Here is a 20784-nt window from a genome sequence, read left to right on the forward strand (position 1 = left end):
CTCTCATTCGAGACAGGTGCCTCATGGCCGACCGGCAGCTCGCCGACCCTTCGCTCCCGCCCGTGATCGACACCGTGATCCGACAGTCCTCGACCGTCCTGAAGACGTATCAGGTCGACCCGGGGCTGGTACAGGAGCATGCCAACGGCGAGCGTCGTATCACCCAGGGCGGTTACGGCGAACGGCAGTTGCTCGAACTCGTCCAGAACGCGGCGGACGAGATCGCGGCATCGCCCGGCGGCAAGCTGCACGTCGTCCTGACCGAAAACCACCTCTACTGCGCGAACGAAGGCACCCCGGTCACGCCGGAGGGCGCCGAGACGATCCTGCGCATGAGCGTCTCGCGCAAGCGCGGCGGGCAGATCGGCCGCTTCGGCGTCGGCGTCAAGTCCGTGCTCTCCGTGAGCGACTCGCCCCAGTTCTTCAGCGGGAACGGTGCCTTCGGTTTCGGCTTCGACCGGGACTGGTCCGCTGCCGAGATCGCCAAGGCCATCGGCCGGCAGGGCGACCTCGAACTGGAAACCCCGGTACTCCGCATGGCCCGGCCCCTCGATGTCGAACAGGAGCGTGCCGACGACAACGTACTGGACAAGCTCTTGCGCTGGGCCACCACCGTCGTCCGCCTGCCCCTGATGCGCGGTGCCGCCGAGCGTCTCGGACGGGACATCAGCGGGTACAGGAGTCGCAGTGGGCGGGAAACCGAAGCCTTCCCTGCCCACTTCCAGTTGTTCTCCTCCCACGTCGGCCAGGTGCTCCTGCACGACGAGCGCACCATGCCCCCCGCGCGCAGGGAGATCTCGGTCGAACCCAAGGGCATCCACCGCACGCTCAAGGAGGTGGCACGCGGCGCCAAGCAGACCACCGAGCAGTGGAAGGTGTTCTCAGTCGCCCATTCCCCCACCGACAAGGTCTCGGACAGCGCCGGCGAGCTGCACAACCGGCCGGTGCTCGAGATCTCCTGGGCCGTTCCCGAATACACGGTCCGCAACGGCCTATACACCACACCCGTCGGCAGGGGGTCGTTCTGGGCGTTCTTCCCGACGAAGTACGTGGTGTCGCTGACCGGCATCCTGAACGCCCCGTGGAAGACAAACGAGGATCGCCAGCACCTTCTCGACGGCAGCCCCTTCAATTGGGAACTGCTGCAGGTCGCGGCCCGGTTGGTGGTCGATACCCTGCCCCAGCTTGTGCCCGCCGAGGACCCTGCAGCCTACCTTCCCCTGCTGCCGGGCCGCACCAAGGAGAAGGCCAACTGGGCTGACGAATATTTTCTCCGGCAGTTCTGGGAGATGGCTGCCGAGCGTCCCTCCCTGCCTGACCAGAACGGGGAACTTCAGGTTCCTCGCGACCTGTTGATCACGCCGTCGAATCTTGACAAGGAATGGGTCCGGATCTGGTCGGAGTACAGCGGCCGCCCCACCAACTGGGTGCACGCATCCGTCGACGCCTCCGACACCGCCCTCCGCCGCGGCAAGATGATGCACATCCTGGATGCGGCCGGGAAGGTGCCAGAGAACGTCAAGGACTGGCTCGAGGCGCTCGTCGCTGACGGCACAGCGGAGGCCTCGTGCCACGCCATCGAGATCCTGTCGCTGATGGTGCTCAAGGATCAGGCCGGAGGCTTGCGTGGGGACTCCCCGCTCACCGCCGAAGCCCGCAAGGCCCGGATCGTGCTGACCGAGGAGCACGGCGTCGTCGCCCCCGTAGCCGGTGAGATCTTCCACCGAACCTCCGCCGACACGCTCCGCGACGACATGGTCTACGTCCACCCGTCGATCTCCGAGCGCCCCGAAATGGCCCGGCATCTGCACAACATCGGCATCAGGGTCGCCGATGCGCAGGGACGGTTCGAGGGTGTCCTCGACCAGGGATTCGACAACTACGACAACAACGCATGGTCGAACTTCTGGATCCTGCTGCGCAGCGCCGGCGGCAGCGCGAACGTCGACCGCATACGTGCCAAGGTGCCCAGGCCGCTGAAGACGCTGCGCGTCCGTACCATGGACGGTCGTTACAGGCTGATGCGCGACTGCCTCCTGCCCGGACCGGTGGTGCCCCGCGACGGAAGCCGCGACAAGGCCATCGCCGTCGACCTGGATTTCCACGAGAGCGACAGACCGATCTTCCGCGACCTCGGGCTGTTCGACCGTCCCACCGGCGGATACCGGCCCCACGAGGAGACGTGGTTCGAGGAATTCCGGCAGGTCATTCACGATCAGCACCTCCGCAGTCTGCCGAGCACCGCCCCTCGACCCAGCATCTCCCGCCTCTCCGTCGAGGGTGCTGCGACGTTGGGACCGCTGCACCTGCTGCCCGCGCTGTCCGAGGAGGGCCGTGCTGCCTTCGTGGCGGCTCTGCCGGCATCCGACATCTCGCAGCACTGGCAGATGCAGTACGGAGCCACTGCCAACACCCGCAAGGCCGTCATGTCCCCGCTGCGTTGGATGATCTCCAAGCACGGCCTCGTGAAGACCTCCTTGGGACTGACCCGAGTGTCCGAGGCCGTCGGTCCCCAGCTCAAGGCCTTCCGTGCTGTGCTCCCTGTCGCCGAGATCGCGGAGGAGGCGGCGCGAAGGCTCAACATGCCCACAACCTCCGACGAGGTGCCCACCCGACGCTGGGGCAAGCTGTTGGACCTCGTGCTCGAGAGCGAGGACGACGCGTTCATCGGTCGCGCGTACGCCCTCCTGCACAGGGTCGGATTCGAGTTCCCGGAAGACGTTCCCACCCGCTGCCGGGTGGGATCCTCCTGGGAAGGACGCCCGGACAACGAGATCGCCGTCGCGCTGAACGCGGTGGAGTTCAAGGAACTCGTCCGTGAGCGCCTCCCCGCCCTCCTGGTCACCGACAAGGCGGACGTGGCCACGGCGAAGGTGATGATCGAGGAATGGGGGATGCTCAAGGTCTCCGACGTCATCAGCAGAGAGATCGAGCCCGTCAAGACCGGCCGGGCCGTGTCCCTGTTCGAGGAGTTCACGACGGTCAAGGCGCGCCTCGGCCAGGCCGGCAGCAGCTACAAGATCCAGCGCTGCTCCGAGCTTGAGCAGGTGGTGCGCACGCCCATGGGCAGCAAGCGGAAGCCGCTCAGGTTCGCGAAGAAGGGCCAGACTCTTTTCGTGCTGGACTCCCTCGACCGGCTGCAGGTGCTGCAAGCCGCCGATGAGGAGTTCAAGTGGGGTTTCGGCGTGGCCGGTTGCAGCCAGGCCCTGGCTCTCCAGGACAGGCAGGAGCAGGACCAAGCCCTGCTGGGGCGACTGCGCGCTGTGCGGGAGAGCGAGAGCGTCATCGACAAGATCGCTCTGTTGATCGGCGAGGAGGCCCTGCGCGGCGAACTTCCGCCCGGCCTCATGGAGAGCGAGATCCAGGAGCAGGGCGCCGAACCGAACTCTCGGCGCATCGCCGAGATGGCCTTCAACGCCCACGGCGAAGCAATCCTTCGGGTCCACTCCCGGGATCTCGCTCTGGACTTCCCCACCCGCGCCCCCAGCTCCTTCACCGGGAACACGAAGGCCTTGCGCTTCGTCACCGATCTCGGGTTCCCGGACTCCTTCGCGGGCGCCCAGGTGCCCTCGCTGGAGCCCCGCCTCGAGGTCGACGGTCCGTCCGAGTTCCCTTCCCTGCACCCCTACCAGGAGGAACTCGCGCAGGCGCTGCTCGCTCTGCTGGAGAACTCGATGCCCCAGCGCGGCATGCTCAGCCTGCCGACCGGATCCGGCAAGACACGTGTCACAGCGGAGGGAGTGATCCGGTGGATCCGTGATCGGGAGGATCTGCCCGGTCCGGTCCTGTGGATCGCCCAGACCGAAGAGCTGTGCGAGCAGGCCGTGCAGAGCTGGAAATTCGTCTGGTCGAAGGTGGGTCCCGAGCTTCCCCTGGTCATCAGCCGGCTCTGGGCCTCGAACGAGGCGACCCCCGTCGACGGGCGCCCGCACCTGGTCGTGGCCACCGACGCCAAACTGGACAACTGCCTGGAGAAGGAGGACTACGCCTGGCTGAGGGAGGCTGCCGAGCTCGTCATCATCGACGAGGCGCACACCGCGATGTCCCCGCGCTACACACGGCTGCTCGAACAGCTCGACCTCACGCACCGCCGCACCAGTCGTCACCTGATCGGCCTCACCGCGACCCCGTACCGGAACAACGAGGAACTGACCCGGCTGCTGGTGCAGCGGTTCGGAAGCCGCCTCGACACCGGCGTCTTCGACGGCGATCTGTCCGTCGCCATCAAGGGGTTGCAACAGATCGGTGTCCTGGCCCAGGTCAAGCACCGAGAACTGGTGGGCGCCGACATCGCGCTGACGGCGGACGAGCGTGCCCAGTCCGAGAAATTCTCCACCTTGCCCAAGGGCGCCGAGCAGCGGCTGGCCGAGGACCACGGGCGCAGTCAGCGCATCGTCGACGAGATCGCCGCCATGCCCTCGGACTGGCCGGTGCTGGTGTTCGCCACGTCCGTGGCCCACGCCAAACTTCTGGCCGCCAAGCTCGGTGACCGGGACATCAATGCCTCCGCGATCGACTCGACCACGCCCCCCAACGAACGACGCAAGCGGATCGACGACTTTCGCAAGGGCAGGATCCAGGTCCTGACCAACTACGGCGTGCTCACTCAGGGCTTCGACGCACCGGCCACCCGCGTCGTGGTCGTGGCCCGCCCGACGTACAGCCCGAACATCTACCAGCAGATGATCGGACGTGGTCTGCGCGGCCCGAAGAACGGTGGCAAGGAGAGCTGCCTGATCCTGAACGTGCGGGACAACATCACGAACTTCGGTGAGGAACTCGCGTTCACCGAGTTCGAGTACCTGTGGAGCGAGGGCCAGTGACCGTCACCCTGCTCCCCGAGCATCGACTCACCGCCGCGCAGCAGGCCGTCGTGGACCAGCCCTGGGACGCCCGGGTGCTGGTCACGGCCGGAGCCGGCGCCGGCAAGACGCACACCCTCGTGCGGCGGCTCGACGTGTTGGTGGAGCGCGAGGAACTGGAGGCCGGGGAGATCCTGGTGCTCAGCTTCTCCCGTGCCGCCGTACGCGAACTCACCGAGCGGATCGAGCGGCATGCCGCCGCCGCGCAGCGGATTCGCGTGCAGACCTTCGACGCCTGGGCCGCAGCCCTGCTCAACCGCGCCTACCCGGACGCGGACTGGGGGACGTACACCTTCGACGAGCGCATCGAGGCCGCCACCGAGGCGATCGACAAGGGTGCGGTCGAGGGCGGCGAGTACCTGCCGGCCCATGTGGTGATCGACGAGGTTCAGGACCTCGTCGGTGTCCGTCGGGAGATGGTCGAGGCACTGCTCGACCGATTCCAGGAGAACAGCGGCTTCACCGTGGTGGGTGATTCGGCTCAGGCAGTGTACGGATTCCAGGTGTCCGATCCGGATCAGCGGGCCGAGGAGACCGACCGCTTCCTGGCCTGGGTGCGTGCCACCTTCGGTGAGGACCTGGTGGAACTCCACCTGGGCGACAACTTCCGGGCCCGCAGCGAGGTTGCCCGAATGGCCCTGCCCTACGGTGCCCAGTTGCAGCGGCTGCCCCGCGATCGGGCCGAGGCCGCCGCCGAGGCCGAGCGTATCCACGGCGACCTGCGTGCCCTGCTGCTCTCGGCACCGAACTTCGGGGGCCTGGAGGACGAGTTCGTGCGGGCGGCACTGCGCGACTATCCCGACACCACCACCATCCTGTGCCGCGACAACGGCCAGGCATTGACGTTGTCCGGCATGTTGGCCGACGCCGATGTCCCCCACACACTGCAGCGGTCGGCGCGCGAGCGCTCGGCCCCCGTATGGATAGCCGAACTCCTCGCCTCGACCGGCGCGTCCACTCTGAGCCGGGAGCGCTTCGAAGAATTGTTGGTCGACCTGCAGATCCCCGTCGGCAGCACACCGGAGGCGCTGTGGAGGTCGGTGCGCAAGGTGGCGCGGGGCAGCGGTCGCGGCACCCTCGATGTCGTCGGGCTGCACCGGGCGCTCGCCGAGGGCCGGCTGCCCGACGAGCTCACCGCGGCACAATCGTCCTCGCTCGTGATCTCGACCGTGCACCGTGCCAAGGGCCTGGAGTTCGACCGGGTCCTGATCGTCGAACCACGCGTGCTGAAGGAGCCGACCCAAGTCCGGAAGAAGAAGTACGACTACGACCCGGCGGCGGAAGCCCGGCTGCTGTATGTGGCCATGACCCGGGCCCGGGATGATCTGTACGTCCTGGACGCCCCCAACTCGTGGCTCCTCCGCAAGGACAAGAGGATCGACCGCTGGTACCTGGGTGGTCGCAGCACCTGGGCCCGCAACGGCATCGAGCTGATCGGCTCGGACGTGTCCCACGAGCAGCCTCCGGGCACGGAGGGAATTCACCAGGACGCTGCGGAGGTGTCGCGGTACCTCCTGGCCGACGTCACCGCCGGTGCCGAGGCGGAACTCGTGCTGCTGCACGGCGTCCCCGTCGCCGCCGACCAGTCCCCACCGTACGCGGTGGTGGTCGGTGGCCGACAGATCGCGGTGGTGTCGGAGCGCTTCCGCACCGACCTGCACCGAATGCTGCGCCGCACCGCGCACTCTGAGGTCGATCGCTGGCCGCCGCTGATCACCGGTCTCCGGGTCGAATGCGTGGAGAGCGTGGCGGGCATTCCTGCGGCGACCGAGGCCGCCGGGCTGGGTACACACGGCGCATGGGTCGCACCCCGGTTGTGCGGTCTGGGGCGCTTCCAGTGGTACGCGGACGGACGGGAAGGGAACGAAGGATGAGCAGGTCGACTCACCAAGCACATTACGAGGTGCGCGACTCGCTCGTCGGCGCCCTGCGGCAAGACCTGCTCGGCCCCGTGGGTGGTCCGGACGAGATTCTCACGGACGATGCGCCGATCACCATGTACCCGGTCGGTGTGCTCTTCCCGCGCTCGCAGGCGGACCGGTCCGGTATCTCGCCCCAGAGTGGTCCGGCCGAACAGGGGGATCTGGAGTCCGAGCGGGACGGGCCCGACGCGGTGCCACTCGGCACCCGTCGGGACCCCGAGGAAGGCCCCGGCGATCTGGGCGTCTCGCTGGCAAACGTCCGGATGCCGTCGTCCATCGGTTTGACATTCGCCGTGGACCCGACCGAGTCCGCGCGGATTCGGTTGACCGTACACGCTGCCGTCTATGCTCCCGAGGACTCCGAGGGGAATCCGGTGTCCGCGAAGCGGACCGAGGCCCGAAGCACGAAGGCCCAGCGGGAACATTGGCGCCGTTCCGCCCTGCGGATCGAGCCCGTCGACGTGGACGTCACACAGCCCGGCCTGCTCAAGCCCTTCGACCTCCATCCCGGGCTGGAACTGCGTGTGCTGGTCCGCCCCCGGTCCGAGTCGGACCGGACGGTGACCGTGACGGCCACGGTCGTCAACAGTCTGAAGGTCGGCCAGTTCGACCTCCGGGACGCGCACTGCTTCTACCAACCGGAGCTGATCGTCACCGCTGAGGACGGCAGCAGCCCGGTGTTCGTGGCACGGCCGACCGCTCTGGACGCGGTCGACTCGGAACATGCGCTGAGCCGCCTCCTGTACCGCCATGCGCCGAGCTTCGCCACCGGCCATGGCTGTGCGGCGCATTGGGACTGGCCGCCACCTCCGGTGGGATCCGTATCGATCGATCCTCCGGCCGTCACCACCCTGCGGACCGAGTTCGTCCCCTCCCAGGAGGTGTTGCTGACGGACTCCAACCCGGAGATCGACGACAAGGCGCTGACCATGTACCGGCTGGGAACCGACCCGACCCACGAGGTCGTCTCGGCCCTTCGCACCTTGCTGAGCGGATACGAGCGGTGGATCGAGACCCAAGAGGGTCAGGCCCGCCTGTTGCACGACACGGAAAACGGCAAAATCGCGGCCGAACAGGTCCAGCTCTGCCGGCGAGCACTGCGCCGGATGCGCGAAGGCGTGGATCTGCTGGAGGACACGGAGCAGCCGAACATTCTGCGCGCGTTCCGGCTGGCGAACCTCGCGATGGCCGACCAGCGGGCACGTACCGCGTGGATCAAGGGCGGCAGGTCGGGCGAACCGGATAGCCAGGCCGGGCGGTGGCGGCCCTTCCAAATCTCCTTCATCCTGCTCTGCCTGGCCGGGATCGTCGCTCCGGACCACGACGACCGAAAGGTCTCCGACCTGCTGTGGTTCCCCACAGGTGGTGGCAAGACGGAGGCGTACCTCGGCCTGATCGCCTTCACCACCTTCCTGAGGCGCCTGCGGGACGGGGAGGACGGGGCCGGCGTCACGGTGCTCATGCGGTACACGCTCCGACTACTTACCCTCCAACAGTTCGAGCGCGCAGCGGCGCTCATCTGCGCGATGGAACTACTGCGGGCAGCCGATCCGGCGAGCCTGGGGCACGAGGAGATCTCCATCGGCATGTGGGTGGGTCGTTCGGCGACCCCCAACACGCTGGCCGTCGCCACGAGCAAGCTGGCCGATCTCGTGCGCAACGAAAATTTCCAGTTGGAGACCGAGAACCCGGTCCAACTGCGCAACTGCCCTTGGTGCGGCGAATCGTTGCGGGCGGCGGACTACTCGGTCGATGAGGACGCCGTACGCATGACCGTCAACTGCCCCTCCGGCACGTGCGACTTCCACTGGGGAGGGCTGCCGGTACACCTCATCGACGAAGCCATCTACGCCCATCGACCGACCTTGGTCATCGCAACGGTCGACAAGTTCGCCTCGATGCCGTGGCGACCCGCGTCGGCGGCCCTGTTCAACCGGGACGTGGACGGAGTGCGACCGCCCGAGCTCATCGTCCAGGACGAGCTCCATCTGATCTCGGGCCCGCTCGGCACGCTGACCGGCCTGTACGAGACGGCCGTGGACGCCTTGGCGGATCGTCCCAAGGTCGTCGCCTCGACTGCGACCATTCGACGCGCCGACGAGCAGGGCACCCGACTGTTCGCCCGTTCGGTGGAGCAGTTTCCGCCCTCGGGCCTCGACTCCCGGGATTCCTGGTTCGCCGTGGAGACGCCACGGGAGCGGAAGGCGGCCCGCCGCTACGTCGGCCTGCTGACCTCCAGCACCAGCCAGGCCACCTTGCTGATCCGGGTGTACGCGTCGCTGCTCCATCGGGCTCACACCCATGATGCTCCGCCTGAGGTGAAGGACGCGTATTGGACCCTGATCGGCTACTTCAACAGCCTGCGACTGCTTTCGGCGGCGGAGCTCCAGGTCCTCGACGATGTCCAGGAGCGTCTGGGACACCTCGCACTGCGTGACGGAGTCAAGGTACGCCGCGCCGACGCCCTCACGGAGTTGAGCAGCCGGGCGAATTCCAGCGACATCTCCCGCCGGCTCAAGGCCGTGGAACGACAGCTCCCGATGCCGGACGTACTCGACGTGCTGCTCGCCACCAACATGATCTCCGTGGGAGTCGACGTGGACCGACTGGGGCTGATGGCAGTGATGGGTCAACCGCAGACCACTGCGGAGTACATCCAGGCGACGAGCCGGGTCGGCCGGCAACATCCCGGTCTCGTCGCGATCATGCTCAACTCCGCTCGCTCACGGGACCGTTCGCACTACGAGGACTTCCAGAGCTTCCACTCAGCCCTGTACCGCGAGGTGGAGTCCACCAGCGTGACCCCCTTCTCCGCCCGGGCCCGCGACCGAGGACTGCACGCCGTGGTGGTGGCTCTGGCCCGGTTGATGCTGCCGGCCGCACGGGACAACGACGCCGCATCACGCGTAGAGGACTTCGTGATGGACCTCCGCGAGACCGTCGGTGCCCTCCTGCTCGACCGGGTGGCGGCGGTCGAGCCGGCCGAGCTCGAGTCCACCACAGCGGCCTTCGAGGACTTCGTCGGATGGTGGGAGGACGAGGCGCTGGCCAGCCCGAACCTCGTGTACGAGGCTCCGCGTGGCTCCCGCGTGCCCGCTCTGTTGGCCAATTACGACGACGAGTCGCCCGATGCCTCGCCGTGGAAGACCCTGTGGAGTCTGCGCGACGTCGACGCCTCGTCCACCTTCTTCGAGGAGCGCTGAACCATGAGCCCCGCCCCGCCTCGCACCCGTCGCCGCGGCCTCCCGTCGACCCCGGCCCGTACCGCCCGCAAGCTCGGAGAGATCCGCCGGGCCCAGCTCATCACGACGTACGGTGTCGGAGCCATGATCGCGGTGGAGAACGAGTCCTTCCTCGTCCGCGGTATCGACTCGTGGGACATCTCCGAGGCTCCCGTCATCTCGGAGCCCCGTCTGGCCTGGCAGTTGGGCGTCTCCGGCTTCCGGATGCCACCGGCTCCCGATCCCGACAAGGCCCGGGACGGCGTACGGGCAGTGCGCTTCCCGGAGATGTACTCATGCCCCAACTGCCATCAACTGCAGTCCTTCCGCAAGTTCAACTCGCCCGCCGGCCGGGCCGAGTGCTCGACCTGTCAGGAGAACCTGGTCCCGTCCCGCTTCGTGATCGCGTGCACGCACGGCCATCTGGAGGACTTCCCCTACTGGAAGTGGCTCCATAGGGGCAACCGGACGACATCCGGGGCCTGCGGGGGGCAACTGACGTTCCGGGCCGACGGCTCGACCGCATCGCTGCGTGCCGTGTTGATCGGTTGCAGTTGCGGGGTGGAGGAGGTGTCCATGGAGGGGTCGTTCCGACGGCAGGCCCTCAAGGACCTCGGCATCCGGTGCGCCGGCCGTAGCCCCTGGCTCAAGGACGCTCCAGCCGTGAGCTGCCAGGAGCCACCGCGCACCCTCCAGCGCGGTTCCTCCTCGGTGTGGTTCCCGGTCATGTACTCGGCTCTGTCCATCCCCCCGTGGAGCCAGGGCATCGCCAAGCTCGTCGCGCCGTACTACGAAGTCTTCAAACATGAGGATGCCGCCTCGATCCAGGCGTACGTGCGCATGCAGAAACTGCTGCGTCACCACCCGGAGTACACCGGCAACGACGTGGTGGCCGAGGTCGAGCGGCGGCGCGCGGCCGAGGCCGCCGCGACGGAGCCGGCCGATGGAACGGAGATTGCCAAGCGCGCACGCAACTACCGGCAGGAGATCTACGAGGGCGAGTACCAGAGCCTGTCCACGCCGCACCCCGAAGTCGCGGACCAGGAGCAGGAGTTCGTCTGCGAGCCCCCCACCACCCCGATCGGCGCTCTGCTCTCGTCCCATGGCTTGGCTCAGGTGATGCTGATCAAGCGACTGCGCGAGGTTAGGGCACTGCAGTCGTTCCGGCGCGTGGAGGAACCGAGTCCGGCGGACTCCCCACTGCGCGAGGCCGCGATCTCACTGGACCGGCCGAGTTGGCTGCCGGCTTTCGAAGTGAGCGGTGAAGGGGTGTTCGTTCGTCTCGACCCTGAGCGGCTGCGAGTCTGGGAGCAGGAACCGGGGCAAGTCGCTCGCGCCACCCTGATCCGGGAAAATCACGAGAGGCTGCTCGCAGCACGTATCGGCGACTCGGACAAGCCGGTTCCGCCCTCACCCGCCACGCCCCGTTTTCTCCTTCTGCATGCCCTGGCACACATATTGATCAACGAATGGAGTCTGGACGGCGGTTACCCGGCAGCTTCCCTTCGCGAGCGGATCTACGGCGAGGAAGACATGGCAGGCGTACTCGTCTACACGGCCACCAGCGACTCCGCCGGCAGCCTCGGCGGCGTCGTCGCCCAGGGCGAACCGGACCGTCTCGAAGCCTCACTCCGGGCTGCCCTGCACAGAGCGAGCTGGTGCTCGAACGACCCCCTGTGCATGGAGTCCGAGGCGAGCGGCGCGGACAGCCTGAACTTGGCCGCCTGCCATGCCTGTCTGCTGCTCCCCGAGACGAGCTGCGAGAACAACAACATCCTGCTCGACCGGGCAGCCCTCGTCGGGACACCGGACGGTCGAGTGCCAGGCTTCTTCACTCGCTGACGCCCTGGCGGTCCGGGGCCGGCACGTACACCGGCCAGGCGAGAGGGGCTTGGCCGTATACCGCCCTCTTCCCGTCGGGCCTGCTGAGGAGCGTGCCCCCGAGGATTCGGTGGAGCGCCTGGCGGACCATTTCGCGGAGCTGTTCGCGGACGCGCCCGTACGAAGGAAGGAAGAGAGCGAGGAGGGCCCGGAGGAGGAGTGATCCGCCCTTCGTCCTAGTCCTACAGGTGGGGAGGGCGCCAGGACTTCAGCGCCTCGATGGCTCGTTCCTTGCGGCTCTCGTCCAGCTCCAGTGCCGTGCACAGGACGTGCACGGCCAGGAGCGGCGGGATCGCGTTGCCGATCTGCTGCGCGACGTCGGTGCCTCGCCAGGGGTACTCGGCCGGAAAGGTCTGCAGCAGTCCGGCCTCGCGGAACGTGAACCGCTCCTGTTCCGGACCCAGTTCGGGTTCACCGTCCGCGTTGTAGCCCTTGAGGTCGTGCACCGTGTTTCGGCGCACCTTGCCGGTGACCGTGGCCGCCGGTGCGTCGGAGGCGCGGAGTCCTCGCTTCTTGGGATCACCCCCCGACCCGTAGTTGGAGCGGACGACGAAGTCCGTTGAACGCGAGTCCTTGAGCGCGTCGCCCATGGAGACCCATGGCTTCACCGAGTGGGAGGCCGGGGCACCGAAGAGCGGGCTCAGCTGGAGGGCAGGTGTCTGCACCTCGGATTCCTCCACCGCGGAGAGGCGCTTCGCCCCCTTGCGATAGCGCTGATGCGTCAGCGGCGGGAACTCGACACTGCGGCCTCTGCCAGCCCCCCGGTAACGGGCGATCAGCACCGCGCGACGACGTGTCTGTGGCACCCCGTATTCCTCGGTGTGCAGCATCTCGCAATCCGCGTCGTACCCGAGCTCGCGAAGGATCTCGCGGTACTTCTTCCATACGGGGAGGACGGTTGGGACCTGCTCCAGTACCACAACCTCATAGGGATCGGACTTGAGCTTCTTCTCGACGATCCACCGAAGCGGTTGGAGCACGAGTCCGGTGCGCTCGTCGGCCCATTCCAGGTCGACGGCTCTCCGCTCCACCTCCGCCCATGCCTTCTCCAGCTTCCCGACGGTCGTGCTGTCTCCCACGAGCTGGGCCAGGTCCAGCACCTCGTCGAGGGCTTTGTGTCCCTCCCGGTTACCCGCCACCGAGTAGGTCTGGCAGGGCGGACCTCCGGTGAGGACGCGGGCAGAGCGAACCTCGGGGTCGAGCGGGTTCAGCTTCGCCACGTCGCCCACCTCGGTGGTGCGTAGACCGGCGGCGTGCCGGGTCGCGCGGGTCGATTTCTCCCACTCCACACCGATAGCGCGTACTCCGAGCATCTCGGCTGCGATGTCCAGGCCACCCGGCCCCGCGAAGAGATCGACGATCACGGGTGGATCCTGGTTCGCGTTCATGAACGCGTCCGCGTCCGGATGTGGTGCTCGGGTCATGGGGTGCAAGTGTAGCCGGCCGGGCGTCCTGCGTTTGCGGGTATCAGGCAGACCTTCTGGCGCCCGCCATTTCTGCCCTGACCAGGAAAATCTTCGTTCAGGAACGGAGCGCGTGGGCTATGGCCAAGCCCAGTGCCTCGCCCACCGGCGGCGGGGAGGCGTGGCCGACCTGCCGGTAGCGGGCCGTCTTCTTTCCGGTGATCTCCCAGTCCTTCGGGAAGCTCTGGAGCAGGGCTGTCTGGTCCACCGTGAGCCGCACCATGTGGTCCTTGCCGAGTTCCGGCGTCCACGTGAAGTCCCGTCCGGGGATCTCATCGCCCAGCGAGTGGCCGTTCACCCCCATTTTCTCCCACTTCCGCTTGGTTCCGGCCGGGCCCAGGTCGGCCCCACCGCGATTCTTCGACCCGCCGACCAGCGTCGGAGCCACGGTGGCCGCCTGGGCCGCCCATCGGTCGGCGTCTTTCCAGCCACGCGACCGCATGGAGGGTGCCAGGGCTTCGCCGGCCGACACATGATCCGTCACGGTCCGAGAGGGCGGCCGAAAGGCCGGGAACCACCGCTTCTTGAGCGCCACCAGCACTCCCTGCTTGCGGTCCTGCGGCACTCCGAAGTCGGCGGCGTTGAGGACGAACCAGCTGAACTCGTAACCGAGATGGTCCAGTTCGGCGCGGGCGAACTCGCGGAAGTCGTGGAACCTGTCGGAGTCCGCGAGGGCGGGCACGTTCTCGACGACCATGGCCCGAGGCTTGACCGCGTGGGCGAGGTAGACGGCGGCCTTCAGCAGCCGCTCCTCCTCTCCCGACTCGGTCCGTGCGGCAGTGGCATTGGACTTCACCCGCGGCAGTCCCGCGGACAGCAGGTCCACGTCATAGCTCTCCGGGTGCTCGCTCGGGTCGAGGTCCAGAAGGTCCCCTTGAAGCACGTTCCAGTGCGGTCGGTTGGCCCGTAGGGTCCGGCAGGCATCAGCGTCCTCGTCCAGGAGCAGTGTCGGCTCGAAGCCGGCCTGCTCCAGTCCCAGGGCCAGTCCACCCGCCCCGGAGCACACGTCCACAAAGGTCAGTCCGCTCATCGATTCGTCCCCCGTCCCCGTTGGGCTCTGCGTTGCGTCACCGCCGCCGCGACGCGCAGGGCCACATCCTCCGGCGCTTCATGCTCCCAGAACCGCAGGACCTCCCACCCGGCGGCCACGAGGTGCTCGGTGGTCTCCGCGTCACGCGCCATGTTGCGGTCCAGCTTGTGCCGCCACCACTCTGCGTTCGACTTCGGCTGCGTCGCGTGCTCGGGGCAGCCGTGCCAGAAGCACCCGTCGATCAGAACGGCCACCTTGGCCCGGGTGAAGGCCACGTCGATGCGCCGCCGCGCCATGCCCGGCACGGGGTACTCCACGCGATAGCGCAGGCCCGCCGCGTGCAGCAATTGCCGCACGGCCAGTTCGGCGCTCGTGTCCTTGCTGGCCTGTCGGGACATGCGTGCGGAGACGCCGGGAGAGGAGGGCCTTACGTTGTCCACTGCTGTCGAGCCTCAAGAACGTACGTCGTCTCGGTCGATGACCACTGCATCCTGCCGGCTCGAGTCGATCGCACGGAACCGGACCAGCGGGCGCTCGGACCCCACCGACGACTTCGGGGCGACGAAAGAGAAGGCCATCACCAGATCACCAGGCGCAATCGCCCCGTCGGAGGCGAGTCGCGGCTCGGACTCGATCACCGGGTAGAGCAGCAGCGCGCCGCGGCGCGGGCGGACGTGCTGCTCGACCGTCGTGTTCCCGGCCGTCTCGACGGCGCCCGCGACGCGCAGGGCGGCGGCACGGTGCTTGGGCTCACTCAGCGCGCCGAAGAGAGAGCCTCGCCTGCGAGTACGACGGGCCGGGGTGAACGGGCCGTGCCCCAGGATGCGAGCCTCCACGCGCCTGGCGGAGGTCTGCAACGGAGTGATCACGAGCCAGTCGTCGATCGTCGTCTCCTGCTGCCCTGTCTCCAGCAGGAACTCCAGGTGCGGCGAGAACTGGCTCGGAATCGACCACCGCAGGTCGCATAGGACCTTCATCAGCGTGTCGTGCGAGACCGTCCCCACACGCGCTTCGTACTCGGGGCCGTCCCCGACCGACAGGCGCACCGGGTCCTGACTCAGCGCGGCGAGCACCGGCTCCCAGCACTCGGTGTTGTGGGCCATTCCCTCCGAGGTCTCCGGGTAGGCGGTCGGCTCCACCCAGGTCCCGGGCGACCGCACCTCCACCAACTCCGCGTTGAACATCTTGTTCCGGGCCGACGGCTTCACCCATGGCAGGTGCTGGGCCACCAGTGGCGGGATCTGGGCGGGGGTGACCTGGGGGCGGCCGTCCACCAAGGGGGCGTAGCGGGCCAGTTCGGCGCGGAAGAGTTCCTCGTCTCGGCAGATCGCCTCGAAGGCCTCGTACAGGTCGACCGTCTTGGCGTTGCGGCTGCGGCCGAGGGCCTCCTCGCGGCCGATGTAGAGGCGCACGAGGTCCCGGTACCCGGGCCGGAAGCCGAACCAGCGGCCCATCTGCATCAGGGTGTCCGCCTGCTGCGTCGTGCGGCGGTAGTACGTGATCGTCAGGCCTTCGACCGTGAAACCACGGGACAGTTTGGTGCCGCCGACAAGGATCTTCCAGACGTTCGGCGTGCGGTCGAAGTCCAGGTCGGGCTGGGCGTAGTCGCGCTCGCTCTCGCCGTTGATGACCATGACGGGGCTGCCGCCCTGGTTGATGAGGCGGCGGGCCTGAGAGACGTACGGCTTGAGCTCCGCGTACGTCGTGGGAGTAGGCAGGGAGCCGTCCGCGTAAGCGTGGAAGTCCCTCTCGAAGAGGGACGCCAGGCGGGTGTGACCCTCCGGACCCGTGTACGCGGCGTTGTGCCACATGGTGTTGATGCGCAGGGCGAGCGCGGTGTGTTCGGCCATGCGGACCGATTCGTGCACGAGCATCGTGTGGTGCCGGAACGGGGCGGAGGGGACGCCGTGTCCCTCCCGGTAGAGCTTCAGAGCGCCCGTGAGGACGAAGGCGTCCAGGGCTTCCTGGAGGCGGTCGCCCGTGGCGTCGTAGATGCCTCGGACATGCGTCTTTTCGGCCTCGCCTTCGCTGTCGTCGACGGGGTCCAAGTCGTGGAAGTCCTGAACGCCCATGTAGTCCGTGGGGCGAGGGAGGGAAATCAGGAAGTCGCGCGGGAAGAGGTCCTCCCCGTCACCCGGGTCGATGAATACGTTGGCGAAAGGAGTCGCGGTGTAGCCCACGTACTGGGCGCGAGGCAGGAGCTTGAGGAGCTTGCTGATCTGGCCGTTGATCGCGGTGCGGGTGACCTTGCCGTCCTCCCACTTCTTCGGGTCGGTCGTGTTCACCGAGGCCTGGTCGGACTCGTCGTCGATGATCAGGGTCGGTATCTCGCCGAGGATCGGGCCTATCTTCTTGAGGTCCTTGACAAGCTTCTCCAGCACCGACTTGTTCTTCTTCACGACCATGACGCGGGCGCGGGCCGTATGCAGGTTCGCCGGGTCGTACAGGGGACGGGTGCGGTCCGGCTTCTCGAACTCCAGGGCGCTGATGCCTCGTTCCAGCGTCATGTAGTCACGGTCGCGAGAGGTCAGACGCTCGATGTCGAAGGCGCCGAGCACGGAGGGGCGGGCACCGAACGAGACGAACTTCGCGGGCCAGTCCTCATCGTCCTGATAGTCGATGCCGACCAGGGCGTCCAGGTCGTTCGGGTCTGCGGCGCCCAGGATGTTCTCCTGGCCGATCAGTTCCATGTCGAGACGGCGCTGGGTCTGGCCGCGCAGCAGGTTCAGGGTGCCGCCCAGGACGATGACCAGGCGGTAGCCCGCGTCGATGGCCTTGGCGGTGACGCCGGTGAAGTTGGCGGTCTTGCCGGACTGTACGTAGCCGACGACGAGTCCGCGTGCGCCGTAAGCGTCGTCACGGGTGGGGTCGGCAAGCCGCTCCACGACCGCATGGGCGGCCTCGTCCAGACTCGAGACCGCCGTGTCGCTCCAGCCCTTGCGGCGCAGCAGTCGCTCGTACGAAGCCCAGTAGAAGGAGCGGTTCGCCGCCTGCTCCCGGGTGTACCAGGGCTGGAACTCGCGGCTGATGGTGACAGGACCCGGTTCTACGTGGACCGGGACGGCTGCGTCGAGCGCTTTGCGTAGATCCGCGCCGAACACGAGCTTGTCGTAGACCTCGGCGCGGCGCTCCGGGGTGCGAGGCGCGGTGGCCGACCACGTGGGGGATTGTTCGAAGTCCCATGCGGTGAGCTTGCGGCGCCAGAGGACGAGCAACTCGTCGCTGGGGGACGCGGCCAGGATGCGGTCGCGGAAGCCGGTCAGGTCCGTGTCCGCCGGTTCGTCGGTGTCGGCGAGCACGAAGGCAAGCTTGGCGAAGTGCTTGGGGCCGCGCCGGCTCATCGCGTCGAGGACCTCGCCGTGGAGGTCGGTGAGGCGGTCGGGAGCGGGCGTGTTCTCGGCGGTCACGGCGGCGGGGTGGCCTCTCTTGTGTACGGGAAGATGCGGGGGCGAGGGGTGGACTAACCCTCGTCGCGGGCGAGTTCGGCCCGTACCGCGGTGACGAGCACGCTGTTCCACAGGGCGACCTTGTCGGTCTGATTGGCCCAGACCCGCTCTTTCTGGAAGATCTCGTTGAGCATCAGATAGAGAAGGCTCTTGAGGACCGGAGCGTCGTTGGAGCCCCCGCGCCGACCGCCGTTGAAGGCATGCCGGTAGTCCTTGTTCAGGACGACCAGGCGCTCCTTGTGGTCGATCGTGAAGAGCAGTTCGGCGGAGTCGACGCCGGGCGGCACGTCGAGCCTGGCCCAGGTGAAGGTGATGGGGTCATCGCCCTCCAGCTGCGGCAGTTCGTCCCGCAGCGTCCGCTTCAGCTTCGGGTCGATGCCCTTGCCGGGCGGGATGACGGCCATGCGCTTGACCTCGGTGCGCCGCTTGGCGGCTTCGCGGTAGGTCGCCTCGGCCTCACGGACGTATTCGGTGAAGGTGTGGCCAGTGGTGGGGGCTGCTGCCTTCTCCAGCCCCCGGGCGAACGCCGGGGTGACCTGGACGCCGTCCTTCTTGACGGTCAGGGCGAACACGTCGTTGGGCTCGGGCGGCAGATCCACGACGATCCTGGCGAGGGCGAGGTGGCCCTCCGGGCTGCGGGTGTCGTTCCAGCCGCCGGCCTGGACGAGCCGGTCGTTGCGGTAGAGGTAGAAGCCCTGGCGCTCGGCGAGCGGGCCGATGCCTCGGTAGGCGACCAGCGGAGATTTGGGCGTCCATATGTGCGCGGTGAGCGCGACGTCGCCGACGCCCTCGACGGGCGCGACGTACGTACGGGGATAACCCGGGCGGCCCGGGACCCGATAGCCGAACGGGTCGATGTGCTCCACGCTCCGGTGGTCGAGTTCCTCCCGGGTGTGGACGTCCTCGACGACGATGTCCACGTGGAAGCCGTCGCGGGCGAGAAAGCGATGGAGGTAGAGACCGAGGTGGGTCTCGAGCCGTTCGATCGCGTCATTGAGGTAGCGGTCGGTCTGACCGGTGGTGATGGTCTCGAACGCGCGGACCTGGTCCCATCGCACGATCGTGCCGTGCCAGTCGATGATCCCGTCGTAGCGGTCGACCAGGTTCTGGCAGTACGTCGCATCGACGATGTCGCAGGTGAAGTCGGCCTGTGCACGGGCGGTGAGCCAGCGGCGGCCGGTCGACGGGCTGCGCTTGGTCCGGCTGATCACGGTGAGCGCATCGGCGTGCGAGAGGGAGGCGGCCTTCAGTCCGGCGCCGAAGTGTCCGAGGGTGCCGGCGGCGTACTTCTCGCGCCCGCCGACGGTCATCGCCGTGTCCAGGCTCGCCTCGTCCATGCCCTGGCCGTCGTCGATGACGAGCAGGCCGACGAGGCGGTCCCGTCCGCCGCGCTCACCGGTGTCCCGCAGGAAGCTCACGACGACGTTGTGGGCTCCTGCGTCGATCGAGTTGTCGATCAGGTCGGCGATGGCCGCCTCGAAGCCGTAGCCCTGGTGCGCGAGCGATTCGAACGACCTGGCCGCCGGGGGAAGCCGCTTGCTTCCGCTGGTGGGTACGTCGAATTGCCAGTCCGAAGACGGCTGGTAGGGCGGCATACAGGTGTTCCTCGCGGGCCGGGACATGTCCAGGGCGCGAGCGGGCATGCCAGTTCAGCTTGTCGCGTGTGAGGTTAGCGTGAGCGAGTTGTGAAGGAGTAACGGGATCAGAACAAATGCGCTCGATGTCCCTGGATGCGTTCAAGGGGCGAACCGCAGGAGGCGTGACGCCGCCGGTCTCAAGCTTGCGGGATCCCGTGGCATTCCTGGTACTGCCGGCCCGACCCACACCAGCACTCAACCCCCCGCTGCGGCGGCCAAGCCTCAGCCCGACCCCGGGCCGCCAACGTTGTCGCGTACTGGGGGAGGAGGGACGGGTCGGACGGGGAGGACGCCTCCGAGGCGGCGAAAGCCTCGTACGACGGGACTGTGCCCGTCACGATGCCCAGGTTCGGGGTGCCGGAGGTGGCGAGTTCTCGTAGGGACGCCTCTATGGTCGCCAGGTGTTCGTCGTGGGACGGGTACTCGGCGGAGAGGGTGGGGTACGCCGTGAGGAGTTCCGTCAGTTCGGTGGTCGGCCAGTGGAGGACCGCTACGGGGAAGGGGCGGGACAACGCCTCCCGGTACGTGCCGAGCTCTGCTCGCAGGCGGGAGATCTCCGCCTCCAGCTCCGCCGGGTTGTCGGAGCCCAGGGACCAGACGCGCTTGGGGTCGTGGAGTTCGTCCAGGGAGACGGGGGAGGAGTGCAGGGTGTCGGCCAGTACGTCCCAGTCGTCGTGGGCGACGCCCAGCATGCGGCGGACGCGGTGGCGGCCGAAGAGGACGGGGTGGGTGGCGTACGGGGGCTCCGACGTCTCCGTGAGGAGTAGCTGGGCGGCCTGGGTGAACGTCTCCTGGGCCGCTTCCAGCTCGTCGTGTGACTCCAGGGCCTCGGCCACGATCACCCACGGGGCGGGGTCCCGGGGGGACGCGGCGCGGACGCCGTCGATGATGGCGCGGGCCTCGGCCTCGTGGCCGTACTCCCACAGGTTCGCCGCCTTCAGGGCGCGGACCAGGTGGGGGTGCTCCAGGGGCGTCGAGGACGACAGCAGGCGGTCGTAGAGCGCGGTGGAGCCGGGGCGGTCGCCGGCCAGTTCGAGGTGGGCCGCGGCCTGCACGAGCAGGTGTTCGGCGTCCTCGGGGTAGAGGCCGGCAGTCCGCTCCAGGCGTGCCGCTTCGGCGTTGTGGTCGACGTGCTCGGCAGACGTGTCGGGGCGCATGGGGGACACCGTACTGCCGTTGCCTGACCAGGGAGAGATACCTGCAGGCCAGAGGCTGGGATCAGGAGAGATCTCGTGAGGTCGGGTGGATCACTTCGTTGTCGGGCCTGGTGAGTTCGGGGCGCAGCCCTTATGGTGCGCGCCCGGCGAATACGGTGCGCGCCC

The 20784-nt window shown here is 67.9% G+C and carries 10 protein-coding genes; 4 read left to right on the forward strand and 6 right to left on the reverse strand.

Annotated features, from left to right (window positions below; genetic code table 11):
- The first annotated feature begins 23 nt into the window (after window positions 1–23).
- From RV986_RS32840 to drmB, 4 genes are read left to right on the forward strand one after another with little or no spacing between them, the layout of a single operon-like run.
- The gene (locus tag RV986_RS32840) at window positions 24–4823 is read left to right on the forward strand and encodes a DEAD/DEAH box helicase (RefSeq protein ID WP_475920840.1); all 4800 of its coding nucleotides are present in this window, start codon (window positions 24–26) and stop codon (window positions 4821–4823) included.
- Window positions 4820–6736: a UvrD-helicase domain-containing protein gene (locus tag RV986_RS32845; RefSeq protein WP_475920841.1), complete on the forward strand. Its 1917-nt coding sequence runs from the start codon at window positions 4820–4822 to the stop codon at window positions 6734–6736. Before RV986_RS32840 ends, RV986_RS32845 begins: the two co-directional genes overlap by 4 nt.
- Entirely contained in the window at window positions 6733–9987 is a 3255-nt protein-coding gene (locus tag RV986_RS32850; protein ID WP_475920842.1) for a helicase-related protein, read from the forward strand. Before RV986_RS32845 ends, RV986_RS32850 begins: the two co-directional genes overlap by 4 nt.
- Before the next feature lie 3 nt (window positions 9988–9990).
- Complete coding sequence (gene drmB, locus RV986_RS32855; protein ID WP_475920843.1) at window positions 9991–11847, forward strand: DrmB family protein; 1857 nt, start codon at window positions 9991–9993, stop codon at window positions 11845–11847.
- A gap of 221 nt (window positions 11848–12068) precedes the next feature.
- Here drmB and RV986_RS32860 read toward each other — a convergent pair whose 3' ends face one another.
- The 6 genes from RV986_RS32860 to RV986_RS32885 form a co-directional block, all read right to left on the reverse strand.
- A complete protein-coding gene (locus RV986_RS32860; protein ID WP_475920844.1) occupies window positions 12069–13310 on the reverse strand; it encodes a DNA cytosine methyltransferase in 1242 nt (413 codons plus the stop codon).
- Between the two features lie 97 nt (window positions 13311–13407).
- Window positions 13408–14379: a DNA cytosine methyltransferase gene (locus RV986_RS32865; RefSeq protein ID WP_267061927.1), complete on the reverse strand. Its 972-nt coding sequence runs from the start codon at window positions 14377–14379 to the stop codon at window positions 13408–13410.
- Complete coding sequence (locus tag RV986_RS32870; protein WP_475920845.1) at window positions 14376–14777, reverse strand: very short patch repair endonuclease; 402 nt, start codon at window positions 14775–14777, stop codon at window positions 14376–14378. The genes RV986_RS32865 and RV986_RS32870 overlap by 4 nt, the downstream gene beginning before the upstream one ends.
- Window positions 14778–14831: 54 nt before the next feature.
- On the reverse strand, window positions 14832–17720 hold the full coding sequence (locus tag RV986_RS32875) for a Z1 domain-containing protein (RefSeq protein ID WP_475924520.1): 2889 nt from the start codon (window positions 17718–17720) through the stop codon (window positions 14832–14834).
- A 119-nt stretch (window positions 17721–17839) separates the two neighbouring features.
- The gene (locus tag RV986_RS32880) at window positions 17840–19420 is read right to left on the reverse strand and encodes an ATP-binding protein (RefSeq protein ID WP_475924521.1); all 1581 of its coding nucleotides are present in this window, start codon (window positions 19418–19420) and stop codon (window positions 17840–17842) included.
- A 179-nt stretch (window positions 19421–19599) separates the two neighbouring features.
- Window positions 19600–20619 (reverse strand): SEC-C metal-binding domain-containing protein, encoded by a 1020-nt coding sequence (locus tag RV986_RS32885; protein ID WP_475920846.1) that lies wholly within the window; start codon window positions 20617–20619, stop codon window positions 19600–19602.
- Window positions 20620–20784: the final 165 nt, after the last annotated feature.

This window comes from Streptomyces sp. RLA012 (assembly GCF_056270325.1).

Coding starts and splice junctions, on each gene's coding strand:
- RV986_RS32840 (WP_475920840.1), top strand. CDS start 24: ATGGCCGACCGGCAGCTCGCCGACCCTTCGCTCCCGCCCGTGATCGAC.
- RV986_RS32850 (WP_475920842.1), top strand. CDS start 6,733: ATGAGCAGGTCGACTCACCAAGCACATTACGAGGTGCGCGACTCGCTC.
- drmB (WP_475920843.1), top strand. CDS start 9,991: ATGAGCCCCGCCCCGCCTCGCACCCGTCGCCGCGGCCTCCCGTCGACC.
- RV986_RS32860 (WP_475920844.1), bottom strand. CDS start 13,310: ATGACCCGAGCACCACATCCGGACGCGGACGCGTTCATGAACGCGAAC.
- RV986_RS32865 (WP_267061927.1), bottom strand. CDS start 14,379: ATGAGCGGACTGACCTTTGTGGACGTGTGCTCCGGGGCGGGTGGACTG.
- RV986_RS32870 (WP_475920845.1), bottom strand. CDS start 14,777: ATGTCCCGACAGGCCAGCAAGGACACGAGCGCCGAACTGGCCGTGCGG.
- RV986_RS32875 (WP_475924520.1), bottom strand. CDS start 17,720: ATGAGCCGGCGCGGCCCCAAGCACTTCGCCAAGCTTGCCTTCGTGCTC.
- RV986_RS32880 (WP_475924521.1), bottom strand. CDS start 19,420: ATGCCGCCCTACCAGCCGTCTTCGGACTGGCAATTCGACGTACCCACC.
- RV986_RS32885 (WP_475920846.1), bottom strand. CDS start 20,619: ATGCGCCCCGACACGTCTGCCGAGCACGTCGACCACAACGCCGAAGCG.